The following is a 17,077-nucleotide window of genomic DNA, read 5'->3' as shown; positions in this document are numbered from 1 at the left end:
GGCCCGCCCGGCGCACCCTTCCGAGGAGCCCGCAATGAGCCTACCCAACCCCGCCGAGCTGATCCGGCAGATGGCTGTCGACCTTCGCGCCCACCTGGCCCGCCGCAACATCAGCGAGCCCCGCTACATCGGTATCCGCACCGGCGGCGTCTGGGTTGCCCAGGCCCTGCAGGAAGCCATGGGCGACACCAGCCCCATGGGCACCCTGGACGTGTCTTTCTACCGCGACGACTTCAGCCAGAACGGCCTGCACCCCCAAGTGCGCCCGTCCGAACTGCCGTTCGAGGTCGAGGGCCAGCACCTGGTGCTGGTGGATGACGTGCTGATGAGCGGTCGCACCATTCGCGCAGCGCTCAATGAACTGTTCGATTATGGCCGCCCGGCCAGCGTCACCCTGGTCTGCCTGCTGGACCTGGATGCCGGCGAATTGCCGATCCGTCCGAATGTGCTCGGTGCCACCCTGTCGCTCGCCGCCCATGAACGGGTAAAATTGACCGGACCCGCACCGCTCGCCCTCGAGCGCCAGGACCTCGCCTCCGCTTCCGCCCTTTAAGAGTCCCCGCGATGACGCCAATCGACGCCAAGCGCCCGCTGCAGCTCAATGATCAGGGCCAGCTGCGCCACTTCCTCTCGCTCGACGGTTTGCCCCGCGAACTGCTCACCGAGATCCTCGACACCGCCGACTCCTTCCTGGAAGTCGGTGCCCGGGCCGTGAAGAAAGTCCCGCTGCTGCGCGGCAAGACCGTATGCAACGTATTCTTCGAAAACTCGACCCGCACCCGAACCACTTTCGAACTGGCGGCCCAGCGCCTGTCAGCCGACGTGATTAGCCTGAACGTGTCGACCTCCTCGACCAGCAAGGGCGAAACCCTGTTCGACACCCTGCGCAACCTGGAGGCCATGGCCGCCGACATGTTCGTCGTGCGCCACTCCGACTCGGGCGCTGCGCACTTCATCGCCGAGCATGTATGCCCGGAGGTTGCCGTGATCAACGGCGGTGACGGCCGCCATGCACACCCGACCCAGGGCATGCTCGATATGCTCACCATCCGCCGCCACAAGGGCAGCTTCGAGAACCTGTCGGTGGCCATCGTCGGCGATATCCTGCACTCCCGCGTGGCCCGTTCCGACATGCTCGCGCTGAAAGCGCTGGGTTGCCCGGACATCCGCGTGATCGGGCCGAAAACCCTGATCCCGATCGGCATCGAGCAATATGGCGTGAAGGTCTACACCGACCTCGCCGAAGGCCTGAAAGACGTCGACGTGGTGATCATGCTGCGCCTGCAGCGTGAGCGCATGGCCGGTGGCCTGCTGCCCAGCGAAGGCGAGTTCTACCGCCTGTTCGGCCTGACCACGGCGCGCCTGGCCGGGGCCAAGCCCGATGCCATCGTCATGCACCCGGGCCCGATCAACCGTGGCGTGGAAATCGAGTCGGCGGTGGCCGACGGCAAGCACTCGGTGATCCTCAACCAGGTCACCTACGGCATCGCAGTGCGCATGGCCGTGCTGTCCATGGCCATGAGCGGGCAGAACGCGCAACGTCAATTCGACCAGGAGAACGCCCAGTGACCATCAGTATTCTCGGCGCCCGGGTCATCGACCCCAAAAGCGGTCTGGACCAGGTCACCGATCTGCACCTGGACGGTGGCCGCATTGCCGCGATCGGCACCGCCCCGGCCGGGTTCAGCGCCAGCCGCACGATCCAGGCTGATGGCCTGGTTGCCGCGCCTGGCCTGGTAGACCTTGGCGTGTCCCTGCGCGAGCCGGGCTACAGCCGCAAAGGCAACATCGCCAGCGAAACCCGCGCCGCCGTGGCTGGCGGCGTTACCAGCCTGTGCTGCCCACCGCAGACCAAGCCGGTGCTGGACACCTCGGCAGTGGCCGAACTGATCCTCGACCGCGCCCGCGAGGCGGCCAACAGCAAGGTCTACCCGATCGGCGCCCTGACCAAAGGCCTGGAAGGTGAGCAACTGGCCGAGCTGGTGGCCCTGCGTGACACGGGTTGCGTGGCCTTCGGCAATGGCCTGAAGGAAATCCCCAACAACCGTACCCTGGCCCGCGCCCTGGAGTACGCGGCTACCTTCGACCTGACAGTGGTGTTCCACTCCCAGGACCGCGACCTCGCCCAAGGCGGCCTGGCCCATGAGGGCGCCATGGCCAGTTTCCTCGGCCTGCCGGGCATCCCGGAAAGCGCCGAGACTGTGGCCCTGGCGCGTAACCTGCTGCTGGTGGAACAGTCTGGCGTGCGTGCGCACTTCAGCCAGATCACCAGCGCCCGTGGCGCGCGACTGATCGCCCAGGCCCAGGCACTTGGCCTGCCGGTGACCGCTGACGTGGCGCTATACCAGCTGATTCTCACCGACGAATCGCTGCGCGAGTTCTCCAGCCTGTACCACGTGCAGCCGCCGCTGCGCACTGCTGCCGACCGTGACGGCCTGCGCGAGGCGGTGAAGTCGGGGGTGATCCAGGCGATCTCCAGCCACCACCAGCCGCACGAGCGCGACGCCAAGCTGGCACCGTTCGGTGCCACCGAGCCGGGTATCAGCAGCGTCGAGCTGTTGCTGCCACTGGCCATGACCCTGGTGCAGGACGGCCTGCTCGACCTGCCAACCTTGCTGGCCCGCCTGAGCAGCGGCCCGGCGGCCGCCCTGCGCCTGCCGGCGGGCGAGCTGAAGGTGGGTGGCGCAGCTGACCTGGTGCTGTTCGACCCGCAAGCCTCGACCGTGGCTGGCGAGCAGTGGTTGTCGCGTGGCGAGAACTGCCCGTTCATCGGCCACTGCCTGCCGGGTGCGGTGCGTTATACCTTGGTCGATGGGCACATCTGCCACGAGGCCTGAGTAACGTCTGTGGGAGCGGCCTTGTGTCGCGATAGGGCCGCAAAGCGGCCCCAGCAATCTATGCATGATGCCGAGATCCTGGGGCCGCTGCGCGGCCCTTTCGCGACGCAAGGCCGCTCCCACATTGACCGCGTACAACCTTGAGCCTGTACCAACCATTCATCCCCCCCGGTTGAAATCCTTCCCCCCACCCCCATATGAGTCTGCATCAGGCACTTTCGCCCCGCTGCGTGGAGACTCTCCCCTTGACCACCATCGTTTCTGTCCGCCGTAACGGCAAAGTCGTCATGGGCGGCGACGGCCAGGTATCTCTCGGCAACACCGTGATGAAAGGCAACGCCAAGAAAGTCCGCCGCCTGTACCACGGCCAGGTCATCGCAGGCTTTGCCGGTGCCACCGCCGACGCCTTCACCCTGTTCGAGCGCTTTGAAGGCCAGCTTGAGAAACACCAGGGCCACCTGGTCCGCGCCGCCGTCGAGCTGGCCAAGGAATGGCGTACCGACCGTTCCCTGAGCCGCCTGGAAGCCATGCTGGCTGTGGCCAACAAAGACGCATCGCTGATCATCACCGGCAACGGTGACGTGGTCGAACCTGAAGACGGCCTGATCGCCATGGGTTCCGGTGGCGCCTATGCCCAGGCCGCAGCCCGTGCCCTGCTGAACAAGACCGATCTCTCGGCCCGTGAAATCGCCGAAACCGCCCTGAACATCGCTGGCGACATCTGCGTGTTCACCAACCACAACCTGACCATCGAGGAGCAGGACCTGGCCGACTGATTCAGCTGTTCTGGCGCCCCATCCCGGTGACGGGGCTTTTCCACGCTGACTCACCTGCCCAAGGACCATTTTCATCATGTCCATGACCCCCCGCGAGATTGTCCACGAACTCAACCGCCACATCATCGGCCAGGACGACGCCAAGCGCGCCGTGGCCATTGCCCTGCGCAACCGCTGGCGGCGCATGCAGCTGCCTGCCGAGCTGCGTGCCGAAGTCACCCCGAAAAACATCCTGATGATTGGCCCTACCGGTGTCGGCAAGACTGAAATCGCCCGCCGCCTGGCCAAGCTGGCCAACGCGCCGTTCCTCAAGGTCGAAGCCACCAAGTTCACCGAAGTGGGCTACGTTGGTCGTGACGTCGAGTCGATCATCCGTGACCTGGCCGATGCCGCACTGAAGATGTTGCGCGAGCAGGAGATCATCCGCGTGCGCCACCGCGCCGAAGACGCTGCCGAAGACCGCATCCTCGACGCCTTGCTGCCGCAGGCCCGCGTCACCAGCTTCAGCGAAGAAGCCGCGCAGAGCAGCAGCGACTCCAACACCCGCCAGCTGTTCCGCAAGCGCCTGCGCGAAGGCCAGCTGGACGACAAGGAAATCGAGATTGAAGTGGCCGATGCCGTAGGTGTGGAAATTGCCGCACCGCCAGGCATGGAAGAAATGACCAACCAGCTGCAAAGCCTGTTTGCCAACATGGGCAAAGGCAAGCGCAAGGCGCGCAAGCTGAAGGTGAAAGAAGCGCTGAAGATGGTTCGTGATGAAGAAGCGAGCCGCCTGGTCAACGAGGAAGAGCTCAAGGCCAAGGCCCTGGAAGCGGTCGAGCAGCACGGTATCGTGTTCATCGACGAGATCGACAAGGTTGCCAAACGCGGCAATGTGGGCGGCGCCGATGTGTCCCGTGAAGGCGTGCAGCGTGACCTGCTGCCACTGATCGAAGGCTGCACCGTCAATACCAAACTGGGCATGGTCAAGACCGACCACATCCTGTTCATTGCCTCGGGTGCGTTCCACCTGAGCAAGCCAAGCGATCTGGTGCCCGAGCTGCAAGGCCGCCTGCCGATTCGCGTGGAGCTCAAGGCACTGACCCCGGAGGACTTCGAGCGCATCCTGCAAGAGCCGCATGCATCGCTGACCGAACAGTATCAGGCGTTGCTGAAGACCGAAGGCCTGAACATCGAGTTTGTCGCCGACGGCATCAAGCGTCTTGCCGAAATTGCCTACCAGGTCAACGAAAAAACCGAGAACATCGGCGCCCGCCGCCTGCACACCCTGCTCGAGCGCTTGCTGGAAGAGGTGTCGTTCAGTGCCGGTGACCTGGCCAGCACCCATGACGAAGCGCCGATCCAGATCGACGCGGCGTATGTGAACAGCCACCTGGGTGAGCTGGCGCAGAACGAAGACCTGTCGCGTTACATCTTGTAAGACCGGTTTCGCGGACAAGCCCGCGCCTGTACACGTCACCCCATCCCTTGGGCCTGCGGTGATCGGTGCAGGCGCGGGCTTGTCCGCGAAGAGGCCCCTTGAATCCCTCCACCATAAGCTGGAAGCTGTGCTTCATCAGCTCCCGAGAGATTCTGCCCATGGCCCGCCTGCCCACCGCCATCAACCTGCACAAAGCCTCGAAAACCCTCAGCCTTACGTACGCCCCCGGCGAGGTCTACACCCTGCCCGCCGAATTCCTGCGCGTGCACTCCCCCTCCGCCGAGGTCCAAGGCCACGGTAACCCGATCCTCCAGTTCGGCAAGATCAACGTCGGCCTCAGTGGCCTTGAACCCGCCGGCCAATATGCACTGAAACTGACCTTCGACGACGGCCATGACAGCGGTCTGTTCACCTGGGAATACCTCGAGCAGCTGTGTTTGCGCCAGCAACAGCTGTGGGCCGAATACCTCGACGAGCTGCACAAGGCCGGAAAATCGCGCGACCCGGCCGAATCCGTTGTCAAACTCATGCTCTAGCGCAAGCCCTGCGGGGTTTAGAGCGCATTTTCTAAATACATCTGTTTGAATGACTTACAGACAGCCCAGTGACGGGCTGTCTTGCGCATTACATGAAAGTCGGGTAACCAATGGGTATGGCAAGATCCCTGCATCAACTTGCAGGCAGTCAGAGCCCCAGCAGCACCGCTGTTCCTTATCACTGGTCACCCGAGTAGCAGTACCGGGCTCAGGGCTGTGCGCCCGCCACAGCAACCGGTACTCGTCTCAGGACAACGGAGCGTCGTAGATGAGTAACAAGAACAACGATGAGCTGCAGCGACAGGCCTCGGAAAACACCCTGGGGCTGAACCCGGTCATCGGCATTCGCCGCAAGGACCTGTTGAGCTCGGCACGTACCGTACTACGCCAGGCCGTGCGCCAACCGCTTCACAGCGCCAAGCATGTGGCCCACTTCGGCCTGGAGCTGAAGAACGTGTTGCTGGGCAAGTCCAGCCTGGCCCCGGAAAGCGACGACCGTCGCTTCAATGACCCAGCCTGGAGCAACAACCCCCTATACCGTCGCTACCTGCAAACCTACCTGGCCTGGCGCAAGGAGCTGCAGGACTGGATCGGCAGCAGCGACCTCTCTCCCCAGGACATCAGCCGCGGCCAGTTCGTCATCAACCTGATGACCGAGGCCATGGCACCGACCAACACCCTGTCCAACCCGGCAGCGGTCAAGCGCTTCTTCGAAACCGGCGGCAAGAGCCTGCTGGACGGCCTGTCGAACCTGGCCAAGGACATGGTCAACAACGGCGGCATGCCCAGCCAGGTCAACATGGACGCGTTCGAAGTGGGCAAGAACCTGGGCACCAGCGAAGGTGCAGTGGTGTACCGCAACGATGTACTGGAGCTGATCCAGTACAGCCCCATCACCGAACAGGTGCACGCCCGCCCGCTGCTGGTGGTGCCACCGCAGATCAACAAATTCTACGTGTTCGACCTGAGCCCGGAGAAAAGCCTCGCCCGCTATTGCCTGCGCTCGCAGCAGCAAACCTTCATCATCAGCTGGCGCAACCCGACCAAGGCCCAGCGCGAGTGGGGCCTGTCCACCTACATCGACGCGCTCAAGGAAGCGGTCGACGCGGTGCTGGCGATTACCGGCAGCAAGGACCTGAACATGCTCGGTGCCTGCTCCGGCGGCATCACCTGCACCGCGCTGGTGGGCCACTATGCCGCCATTGGCGAACACAAGGTCAATGCCCTGACCCTGCTGGTCAGCGTGCTGGACACCACGGTGGACACCCAAGTGGCACTGTTCGTCGACGAACAGACCCTGGAGGCGGCCAAGCGCCATTCTTACCAGGCGGGCGTGCTGGAAGGCAGCGAGATGGCCAAGGTGTTCGCCTGGATGCGCCCCAACGACCTGATCTGGAATTACTGGGTCAACAACTACCTGCTGGGCAACGAGCCGCCAGTGTTCGACATCCTGTTCTGGAACAACGACACCACACGCCTGCCGGCCGCCTTCCATGGCGACCTGATCGAAATGTTCAAGAGCAACCCGCTGACCCGCGCAGACGCCCTGGAAGTGTGCGGCACGCCCATCGACCTGAAGCAAGTTCAGTGTGACATCTTCAGCGTTGCCGGCACCGCCGACCACATCACCCCCTGGCAGTCGTGCTACCGCTCGGCGCACCTGTTCGGCGGCAAGATCGAATTCGTGTTGTCCAACAGCGGCCATATCCAGAGCATTCTGAACCCGCCGGGCAACCCCAAGGCGCGCTTCATGACCGGTGCCGATCGCCCGGGCGACCCAGTGGCCTGGCAGGAAAATGCCACCAAACACGCCGACTCCTGGTGGCTGCACTGGCAAAGCTGGCTGTCCGAGCGTGCCGGCGAGCTGAAAAAGGCGCCAACCCGGCTGGGTAACCGTGCCTATGCCGCTGGCGAAGCCGCACCGGGCACCTACGTTCACGAGCGTTGAGTTGCAGCGCCGTGGCGGCCTGCGGGCGCCACGGTGTTCATTTCACCCAAGAGTCACGCGCATGCCGCAACCCTATATCTTCAGGACCGTCGAGCTGGACGACCAGTCCATTCGTACCGCCGTCCGCCCGGGCAAGCCACACCTGACGCCGTTGCTGATCTTCAACGGCATCGGCGCCAACCTGGAGCTGGTGTTTCCGTTCATCGAAGCACTGGATCCGGACCTGGAAGTGATCGCCTTCGATGTACCCGGGGTCGGAGGCTCATCCACGCCCCGCCGCCCGTACCGCTTCCCCGGGCTGGCCAAGCTGACGGCACGCATGCTCGACTACCTCGACTACGGCCAGGTGAATGTCATCGGCGTGTCCTGGGGTGGCGCCCTGGCCCAGCAGTTCGCCCACGACTACCCCGAGCGCTGCAAGAAGCTGGTGCTGGCTGCCACTGCCGCTGGTGCGGTGATGGTGCCCGGCAAGCCCAAGGTGCTGTGGATGATGGCCAGCCCAAGGCGCTACGTGCAGCCGTCGCATGTCATCCGCATTGCACCGATGATCTATGGCGGCGGCTTCCGGCGTGACCCGGACCTGGCCATGCACCATGCCGCCAAGGTGCGCTCTGGCGGCAAGCTGGGCTATTACTGGCAGCTGTTTGCCGGGCTGGGCTGGACCAGCATCCACTGGCTACACAAGATCCAGCAACCAACCCTGGTACTGGCCGGCGACGACGACCCGCTGATCCCGCTGATCAACATGCGCCTGCTGGCTTGGCGGATTCCCAATGCCCAGCTACATATTATCGACGACGGCCATTTGTTCTTGATTACCCGGGCCGAGGCCGTCGCCCCGATCATCATGAAGTTCCTCCAACAAGAACGTCAGCGCGCAGTCATGCACCCTCGCCCGGCATCGGGCGTATAGGAGCGGGCTTGCCCGCGAAGCGGCGCCATGGCCAGAACGAGGGAGTGTTGCCATGAAAGACAAACCGGCCAAAGGATCGACTACGCTCCCCGCCACCAGCATGAACGTGCAGAACGCCATGCTCGGCCTGCGCGGCCGCGACCTGCTTTCCACACTGCGCAATGTCGGCCGCCACGGCCTGCGCCACCCGCTGCACACGGCCCATCATCTGCTGGCCCTTGGCGGGCAACTGGGCCGGGTGATGCTGGGCGACACGCCCTACCAGCCGAACCCACGTGACGCGCGCTTCAGTGACCCGACCTGGAGCCAGAACCCTTTCTACCGCCGCGGCCTGCAGGCCTACCTGGCGTGGCAGAAGCAGACCCGCCAGTGGATCGACGAAAGCCACCTGCACGACGATGATCGCGCACGCGCGCATTTCCTGTTCAACCTGATCAACGATGCGCTGGCACCCAGCAACTCGCTGCTCAACCCACTGGCGGTCAAGGAGCTGTTCAACACCGGTGGTCAGAGCCTGGTGCGTGGCGTAGCGCACCTGCTCGACGACCTGCGCCACAACGATGGCCTTCCACGGCAGGTCGACGAGCGTGCCTTCGAAGTGGGCGGCAACCTGGCAGCGACCCCGGGCGCGGTGGTGTTTCGCAACGAACTGCTGGAGCTGATCCAGTACAAGCCGATGAGCGAAAAACAGCACGCTCGCCCGTTGCTGGTCGTGCCGCCGCAAATCAACAAGTTCTACATCTTCGACCTGAGCACGACCAACAGCTTCGTCCAGTACATGCTCAAGAACGGCCTGCAGGTGTTCATGGTCAGCTGGCGCAACCCTGATCCGCGCCACCGTGAATGGGGCCTGTCCAGCTATGTGCAGGCCCTGGAAGAAGCGCTGAATGCCTGCCGCAGCATCAGCGGCAACCGCGACCCCAATCTGATGGGCGCCTGCGCTGGCGGCCTGACCATGGCGGCCCTGCAAGGCCACCTGCAAGCCAGGAAACAGTTGCGTCGGGTGCGCAGTGCGACCTATCTGGTCAGCCTGCTGGACAGCAAGTTCGAAAGCCCCGCCAGCCTGTTCGCCGATGAGCAGACGATCGAAGCCGCCAAGCGCCGCTCGTATCAACGCGGCGTACTGGACGGCGCCGAGGTGGCGCGGATCTTTGCCTGGATGCGGCCCAACGACCTGATCTGGAACTATTGGGTCAACAACTACCTGCTCGGCAAGACACCCCCGGCCTTCGACATCCTTTACTGGAATGCCGACAGCACTCGCCTACCTGCCGCGCTGCATGGCGACCTGCTGGAGTTCTTCAAGCTGAACCCGTTGACCCACCCGGCCGGGCTTGAAGTGTGCGGCACGCCGATCGACCTGCAGCAGGTCAACCTGGACAGTTTTACCGTGGCCGGCAGCAACGACCACATCACCCCGTGGGACGCGGTGTACCGCTCGGCCTTGCTGCTGGGCGGCGAACGGCGTTTCGTGCTGGCCAACAGCGGGCATATCCAGAGCATCATCAACCCGCCCGGCAACCCCAAGGCCTACTACCTGGCCAACCCCAGGCTGAGCAGCGACCCGCGTGCGTGGTTTCATGACGCCAAGCGCAGCGAAGGCAGCTGGTGGCCGCTGTGGCTGGAGTGGATCACTCCGCGATCGGGCCCGCTCAAGGCACCACGGACGGAGCTGGGCAACGCCACCTACCCACCGCTAGGCCCCGCGCCAGGCACCTATGTCCTGACCCGATGAGCACGCTGACTGGATGAAGACCCGCGACCGTATCCTCGAATGCGCCCTGCAACTGTTCAACCAGCAGGGCGAGCCGAACGTTTCTACCCTGGAGATTGCCAACGAACTGGGCATCAGCCCAGGCAACCTGTACTACCACTTCCACGGCAAGGAGCCGTTGGTGCTGGGGCTGTTCGAGCGTTTCGAGGAGGCACTGATGCCTCTGCTCGATCCGCCTCTGGAGGTGCGCCTGGACGCTGAGGATTACTGGCTGTTCCTGCACCTGATCGTCGAGCGGATGGCGCAATACCGGTTTCTGTTCCAGGACCTGTCGAACCTGACCGGGCGTCTGCCCAAGCTGGCGCGGGGCATGCGCAGCCTGATCAATGCGCTCAAGCGTACGCTGGCGGCGTTGCTGGCCAGCCTCAAGAGCCAGGGGCTGGTGGAGAGTGACACCCCGGCGCTGGGGCAACTGGTGGAACAGATCACCCTGACCCTGATGTTCTCGCTGGATTACCAGCGGGTGCTGGGGCGCGAGGGGGATGTGGGGATTGTGGTGTACCAGGTGATGATGCTGGTGGCGCCGCATCTGCAGGCCCAGGCCCGGGCGGCGGCGGAGCAACTGGCTGTGCGGTATCTGGAGGGGTAGGCCGGTTGATTCGGCGCTGGGGCCTTCGCGGGCATGCCCGCTCCCACAGTGCTTGCGCTGACCTGCTGATCTGCGCTGTGACTGTGGGAGCGGGCAAGCCCGCGAAGAAGGCGACGCGGTATCAGATCAGGGTACCGGTGCCGTTTGGTGCCGACGGGGCGCTGCTGGCCGGGGCAGTGGCAGGTGTCGGTGCTGCGGTAGCGGCCGGTGCGGCGCTGGCCGCAGGGGCTGCGGGTTTTGCGGCTGCGGGTTTGGCCGGTGCTTTCTTCACCGCAGGTTTCTTCGCTGCCGCTGGCTTGGCCGCCGCAGGCTTGGCGGCGGCAGGTTTGGCGGCAGCAGGTTTGGCCGCCGGCTTGGCAGCAGGTTTGGCCGCTGCCGTTTTAGCTGCAGGCTTGGCCGCCGCGGTTTTGGCCGCTGGCTTGGCTGCCGCTGCCTTGGCCAGCGGTTTGGCCGCAGTCTTGCTGGCTGCAGGCTTGGCCGCAGCGGCGCGCGACGAGATCGGCGTAACCGAAGCACCGGTCAGTTTCTCGATCTGCTTGGTCAGGCTGTCGACCTGCTGGTGCAGAGCCTTGATCTCGTTGCGGCTCGGCACACCAAGCCGCGAGATGGCGCTGTTCAGGCGCTTGTCGAAGGCTTCCTCGAGCTCACTCCACTTGCCCAGTGCACGGTCCTTCACGCCAGACACACGCGAAGTGGTCGAGGACTTGGCAGTGTCAGCAACATCTTCGGCGGTCTTCTTCGCCTGCTTCTCGGCCTTCTCGCCATCCTTCACCAGCGAGTCGAACAGCTTCGGGCCGTCCTGGTCGATCTTCGAATAGATACCCAGCCCCGCCAGCCAGATCTTGCGGGAGTACTTCTCGATCCCGCCGACCCAGGAGCTGCCTTCTTTGTCGGTGTTCTTCTTGCCAGCCATCCTGCTCTCCTTATGGTTTGTGCGCGACGCGCTCAAGCAGCTCGTGCAGCTGTTCAAGCTTGATCGACAGCGCCTCAACGTCATGTTTAGACGGAATGCCAAGGCGATTCAAGGCGCGTCCTACCCGTGCGTCGAAAGCTTTTTCGATCTTGTCGAGTTGAATTTCGACCTTGCCGCGTACGCGGCTGACTTCCTCGGCAGCTTCATCGAGCTGGTTGTTGGCAGCATCGAGCTCTTTGTCGATGCGCTTCTTGCCCCGCTTCTCGACACCCTCGCCGGCCTTGACCAGCTCCTGGAAGTAGTCGGAGCCTTCCTGGCCGACGCGGGCGTAGGCGCCGATACCGGCCAACCAGATTTTGCGCGCGTAGCCGCGCACCTCACCAAGCGTGCCCAGGGCTTCGTCTTTTTTCTTCACATTCACTTTGGCCATGCTGTGTACCTCATGCTCATGAGTGGTGGGAAACCGCCCACGGAGGCTGGGCTTGAGCCTAAGGTAGGGAAGAAAATTAGAAACCTCACCCTAAGGTGTTGGTTGGAGCACTTATATACCGCAAACCATTTTGACCACAGCGCTAGCGTCGCAGGCCTCATTTCACGGACATCGACGCCATGACTGCTGTAGCAACCCCACCCAGGCTCACGTTCAAGCAAAGCGTGGCAGCCTGTTTCTCCAATCGCCCGCGCCTGCGGGACGTACTATCCAAGGAAGCATTCGAGACTTTCGCCGACCGCTATCCATGGTTACAGCGCAACCATCCTCACCTGACGTCGCTCGACCCATTCGTCATCCTGCATGCACCGGCCAGTACAGATGACCCAGCACGTCAGAGCGGGCTGCTGGACGAGCTGCTGCGGCATTTTCTAGCAAAGGAACCCGTGCAACTGGGCACCGCGGACACGCTAAGCATCAGCCCACCCCAGGTGTTTCAAATCCAGGAACAAGGCCAGGACAACATCGGCCACCCCGCGATCATGCCGGACCTGGCGAAGCTCAACGATGATTTCGATACGGTGCTCGGCGCATTGATACCCGCCTTCCAACAAGCCCAGATCGGCTTCTGGAACGGGCTTGACGAACACAGCCAAACCTCGCGCATGCTCTGGTTGGAGCACACCCTCCACGCCGCATTGCTTCAGAGCCTCCCTCGCCAGGGGCTCAACGATGATGAAAAAGCTGCCATCTATGCACTGCTCGATGGGGTACCCGACGGCCTGGTCATCGAGGCAGTCCAAGCCACGCTAGGAACGGATGAAGGCACACACACCATCACCCTGCCGGATTTGTTGGTCAGCATCACGACTGGAGGCCGCAGTCTGTTGCTGCAGTGCAGGCCCTGCGGTTCGGTTCATCGCCATGTGGACCTGGCCAGATTCGCTACCGCGCTGCAGCGGCAGTTAGCGCAACGCTATCGCTTCCAGACGTTGTCCTGGGCCCATACACCTGTGCGTGGGCGCCCGTTCGCCTTCCAGGCCCGGCAACTGCTGAACGCTATCCTTGATGACATCGGCCGCCTGCGCATCGGTGGCGTGGCGACCATCGAAGAGCTAGAGCGGCAACTACGTCAAGTGAGCGACCCGTCAGCCTACTTCGTCAACCTGCCTTCGTGGGATCAGGCTGCACCAGCCGTCAGTCCACCGCAATGGCTGGCCAATGCCAACGCCCAGGATCGTTACACCTACCACACCGCACTGCTCGACCTGGCTGCGAACCAAGGGCGGTCGAAGGGCCGCACATCGCTGGGCGATGTCGAAGATATCCGTGATTACGCCGCTCGCCGCTTGCGCGAGACCCTACAGAGCAGCTACCCAGACATGGCGTCGTACGAACCGAACGATGTGCACATCCGCATTTCCCAGGCCATCATTGGCGCCGGCGCACAAGGGCAGTCGCTGTTCTTGCACACGGTGCCCCTCACTGACCTGGCGATTTCACGCCTGCGGCTGCAGGCTGGCGAGGTGATGAGCGGCATCAGTTTCGCGGACGGCTCGCCTGTGACCGGCTGGCTGAGCATCGACCAGATCAGGGGCCTTATTCATCAGGTCGACATAGGCGGTCACTACCCCTCCTACCTCAAGGGCCAAGTCAACACCCAACCGCGCAGGGCCGAGCGAATCCGGCAGCATGCCCGGGAATGGCGTTACGCCCTTCGGTTCAGCACCCTTAAGGCCAAAATCGAGCGACAGCTTGGCGAAACCGCAAGCCAGGCACTCCTCGGGTTCTGCCAAGGCATGGACGTGGGCGCGGACCGACTGCGTATCGCCCCCCTGGCGTTCCTTTGCGCGCCCGGCGCTTCGGCAAGCGATGTAGCGCACGGGATGTTCATCATCGAAATACCGGCGAGCCGCAGCTGGGTTTTGTACCGCCCGTTCTATGCCGACAAGGCGTTGCAGGAATTTTCCAGCCTCGAATTGCTGATGGGCGCAATCCGCAGCAGGGGCGAACTGCAAGAGAGCGTACTGGCTTGGGTTGACGACGAAGCGCGCCCGATTTACCAGAACGACGGGTTCGAGCACCCGCACCTGCACCCGAACATTACCACGCTGACGCACCTGCTCAATGTGCCGGTCGAGCTGCTGGACGGCCTTTTGCAACGCCTCAGAGGCCCGGTCCAGGTCTCGTTCCAGGCGTGGACGGAAGATCTGGACACCCAGCTGTTCAACGCCCGCATCGAGACCATGTTATTGGCCTCAGCCAGCAACAGCGTCTCGAATGCTCAAGAAGTGCGGGCTTTGGTGAAGGAGGCCGCCTGGGCGATCTTCAATACCGTCACCCAACTTTGGCATGGCCCGATGACCACCCTGGTGTGGCTGGTGGTGGCGCTGTCGGCAGCCAAGGAAGACGTGGAGGCGCTGATCAAGCGCAGCGGTGACGACAAGATCGTCGCAGCCATAGACCTGATCACCAACCTGGCCTTGCTCCTTGCCCACCGCCCTGCAACGCCACCCACCAACAGCGAAGAGGCCGCTACGCTCCGTTTTTCAGGCCCTGCGCCGAAGGAAGATTCCCCGCCGCCAGCGGTCGAGCAGCCACAGGAGAAACCCTGGCAGGCCCCCGTCGAGCCGCCGCAGCCCAGGATCATGCGGGTAAATGCCTGGCGTGAGGAGCAGAGCCTGAGCAAGCTGTCGCCCCAGGTGCGTCAGTCAATGGCCCAACTGCAAGCTTCGCAGCCGCTGGAAGGGCACGTGCCACTGGCTAAGGGCCGTCTGCGGGGGCTGTACAGCATCGCCGGCCGGTACTACGTCAAGCTCGGCGATGACGCCTATGAGGTCATCGAGACCTGGAACGGCATGCAGATCATCGGGCCCGAGCCGAGCAGCAGCGAATGGGTGTCGCAATGGAATGGCGACCCGGACGGTTACCACATCGTTGGTCGTGAACGGCAAAAAGGGCCATGGCTTACGCGCTGGCATGAACAATGGTCTTTGAACGTAGGCGTCTTTGGCGGCATGCCAAAGGACAGGCACACCATCAACGCTGAAAACCGCCAACGGTTCGGCATGTTGAGCGCAACCGCCACGGCGAATCAACAAGCGCTGAATCGGGTGGGGCTACTCATGGAGCGCAGCGGAGTGCAACTGCAGGCTTATGACGAGCTCGCTCTGCAGTACAGCCGGGCTATAGATGCATTACCGGAGCAGGAGCGCACTTCACTGCCGCCAGCATTGCAGCTTCAGAAGCAGGCACTGAAGGCCCAACGCTTACGCCAATTGCCTGAAATCAGGGCATCCGCGCTCTACCTGGAGCGACAAAGTACGCTGTTGCATGGGAACATCGAAGTGTTCAAGGAAATGGCCGAACCGCGGTTCAGCAAATACGACGATCGTCCCCAGAACCGACGTCAATACGGTAATTGGTACGGTGCTGCCATAGAAAACGACATGCTGCTGTGCCGCCGTTTGCTAGAGCAGGTCGACCACCAGGCATTGAGCGCACAGGCCGCAGGGCTACGCCGCGTCCCCCAGACCGCCGAAGATATCCAGCATTACCTCGATTATCGCGAACGGGTGCACGATTCCTGCCAGGCCAGCCGCCGCCTGCTTGCCGCCAGCCAGCGTCTGGACCGGACGCTGGCGGAGGCGCTCGATGACCCCAAGATCGATTTTGCCAATAAAGCCACGAAGCTCGCCCAGACCAATCGGAGCAGGACTTATTCGACACTGGTCATTCGGGCACAGTTGCTCAGTGACCTGGCTTACCTCGTCGTCGACAAGACGCGGCTCTCTGCGGACATGGCCGAGCACCTGCTTACCATGCGCGCGCCGCTCAGCAACCTCGAGTTGAGCCGCATGGTATGGAGCCACGACGGGCTGGCAGCTACCGAAGAACCACCCCAGGTCAAGGCCGAACTGCTTGAAGATATCCTTCAGAAGTACCGTACCGTGCTGGACCGCGCCCATTACATGAAGACCCTGGACTCGCCGGCGCTGGTCACGGACGTGCTGGACGAATACATACGCGAATTGTCCACGATGACCCAGGTCACGGAGCAACAACTGAGCGCCACCTTGGCCAACGTCGACAGCGGCATCAGCCCACCTCCGCCTTCCCCCGGCCATCGCCCCACGACCGTCAGGCGGCGGGTCATCCGCATCGACCGAGGTCGACCGCTGCTGGTGGAAGTCGACCAAGTGGGCAACCGGGCAATTCAGCGTAATGCGTTCAACCATGAGCCAGCAGGCAGTTTCGCGCAACGCGACGGGGTGTGGCATGCCGTGGCTGAGCAAGCACGGCCTGCCCAACGTGACCGGGCACAGGTGCGCCAACGAGCGAACCGCCTGCTGGCAGAGGTGGATGGGAAAATCGCCTTCGCCGCTCACTATGCCGATGAGCCCAACAGCCTGAGCGACTTTCTGGAATGGCCGGCCGGTGACATGCGCGAAGTGCAACAGCAGCTGAGCGAGCTCAACAACCCGCTGGATAACGGCCTGGTTGACCTCCTGCGTGCAGCGGTAGACCGTGTCCACCACGAAAGGCTTCGGCTACTCACCGACGCCTACCTGAACACCCGCCATCCCGACGGCAAGGCGCTGCGCTTCCTGGCTGAGCAGGGTCGGATACGGATCAGGCAAACCGTGATTCGCCGCCAGCTACGTCACGCCCATGATTACCTCGACGTTTACGAGGTGCGTGATGTGCAAGCGCCTCGCCGGGTGCTGTGGGAGGCGCACTTTCATTATCCCAGCCTGGACGCGAGCGCCCACGACTTCGTCAAGGGCCACCTCAAGTTCTGGGATGCAGGTGTAAGAGGCCGCAAGGCCATGCTCGAGCAGGCCGCAGACGCGCGCGAGCGCATCGCGATCTACCGCGGCGACCTGCGCCTTGACCAGGTGATCGGCATCATTCCATTCCCGGAGACCCCGCCACGATAGC

General features: G+C 63.2%; 13 protein-coding genes. 11 read left to right on the top strand and 2 right to left on the bottom strand.

Features of this window, described 5'->3' with window-relative positions; genetic code table 11:
* The first annotated feature begins 34 nt into the window (after positions 1 to 34).
* From pyrR to E8E68_RS07105, 10 genes are all read left to right on the top strand, one after another.
* On the top strand, positions 35 to 553 hold the full coding sequence (gene pyrR, locus E8E68_RS07150; RefSeq protein ID WP_266032435.1) for a bifunctional pyr operon transcriptional regulator/uracil phosphoribosyltransferase PyrR: 519 nt from the start codon (positions 35 to 37) through the stop codon (positions 551 to 553).
* 11 nt (positions 554 to 564) lie between these two features.
* Positions 565 to 1,569 (top strand): aspartate carbamoyltransferase catalytic subunit, encoded by a 1,005-nt coding sequence (locus E8E68_RS07145; protein WP_003257774.1) that lies wholly within the window; start codon positions 565 to 567, stop codon positions 1,567 to 1,569.
* Positions 1,566 to 2,837, top strand: a complete 1,272-nt coding sequence (locus E8E68_RS07140; RefSeq protein WP_280340369.1) for a dihydroorotase — start codon at positions 1,566 to 1,568, stop codon at positions 2,835 to 2,837. The genes E8E68_RS07145 and E8E68_RS07140 overlap by 4 nt, the downstream gene beginning before the upstream one ends.
* A 245-nt stretch (positions 2,838 to 3,082) precedes the next feature.
* A complete protein-coding gene (gene hslV / locus E8E68_RS07135) occupies positions 3,083 to 3,613 on the top strand; it encodes an ATP-dependent protease subunit HslV (protein ID WP_003249309.1) in 531 nt (176 codons plus the stop codon).
* A gap of 76 nt (positions 3,614 to 3,689) precedes the next feature.
* A complete protein-coding gene (gene hslU, locus E8E68_RS07130) occupies positions 3,690 to 5,033 on the top strand; it encodes an ATP-dependent protease ATPase subunit HslU (RefSeq protein WP_280340368.1) in 1,344 nt (447 codons plus the stop codon).
* A 158-nt stretch (positions 5,034 to 5,191) separates the two neighbouring features.
* Positions 5,192 to 5,569 (top strand): DUF971 domain-containing protein, encoded by a 378-nt coding sequence (locus E8E68_RS07125; RefSeq protein WP_266029122.1) that lies wholly within the window; start codon positions 5,192 to 5,194, stop codon positions 5,567 to 5,569.
* 268 nt (positions 5,570 to 5,837) lie between these two features.
* Positions 5,838 to 7,517, top strand: coding sequence for a class II poly(R)-hydroxyalkanoic acid synthase (gene phaC / locus E8E68_RS07120; RefSeq protein WP_280340367.1), 1,680 nt, complete (start codon positions 5,838 to 5,840; stop codon positions 7,515 to 7,517).
* Positions 7,518 to 7,578: 61 nt separating this feature from the next.
* Positions 7,579 to 8,430, top strand: coding sequence for a poly(3-hydroxyalkanoate) depolymerase (gene phaZ, locus E8E68_RS07115; RefSeq protein WP_110745090.1), 852 nt, complete (start codon positions 7,579 to 7,581; stop codon positions 8,428 to 8,430).
* Positions 8,431 to 8,482: 52 nt separating this feature from the next.
* Complete coding sequence (phaC, locus tag E8E68_RS07110; RefSeq protein WP_266029107.1) at positions 8,483 to 10,165, top strand: class II poly(R)-hydroxyalkanoic acid synthase; 1,683 nt, start codon at positions 8,483 to 8,485, stop codon at positions 10,163 to 10,165.
* A 13-nt stretch (positions 10,166 to 10,178) separates the two neighbouring features.
* Entirely contained in the window at positions 10,179 to 10,793 is a 615-nt protein-coding gene (locus tag E8E68_RS07105) for a TetR/AcrR family transcriptional regulator (RefSeq protein WP_110745092.1), read from the top strand.
* Between the two features lie 121 nt (positions 10,794 to 10,914).
* On the opposite strand, the gene E8E68_RS07100 is transcribed toward E8E68_RS07105, so the two are convergent.
* Together E8E68_RS07100 and E8E68_RS07095 are read right to left on the bottom strand one after the other, a co-directional pair.
* Entirely contained in the window at positions 10,915 to 11,706 is a 792-nt protein-coding gene (locus E8E68_RS07100; protein ID WP_266029106.1) for a phasin family protein, read from the bottom strand.
* 10 nt (positions 11,707 to 11,716) lie between these two features.
* The gene (locus E8E68_RS07095) at positions 11,717 to 12,136 is read right to left on the bottom strand and encodes a phasin family protein (protein WP_110745094.1); all 420 of its coding nucleotides are present in this window, start codon (positions 12,134 to 12,136) and stop codon (positions 11,717 to 11,719) included.
* Positions 12,137 to 12,315: 179 nt separating this feature from the next.
* Between E8E68_RS07095 and E8E68_RS07090 the strand changes: the two genes are divergently transcribed.
* Entirely contained in the window at positions 12,316 to 17,076 is a 4,761-nt protein-coding gene (locus tag E8E68_RS07090) for a DUF6543 domain-containing protein (RefSeq protein WP_280340366.1), read from the top strand.
* Position 17,077: the final 1 nt, after the last annotated feature.

The organism is Pseudomonas sp. BN607 (assembly GCF_029871175.1).
Classification (GTDB): domain Bacteria; phylum Pseudomonadota; class Gammaproteobacteria; order Pseudomonadales; family Pseudomonadaceae; genus Aquipseudomonas.
The sequence above is the reverse complement of the archived record's forward strand: the minus strand, read 5'-3'. Positions and strand labels throughout refer to the sequence as shown.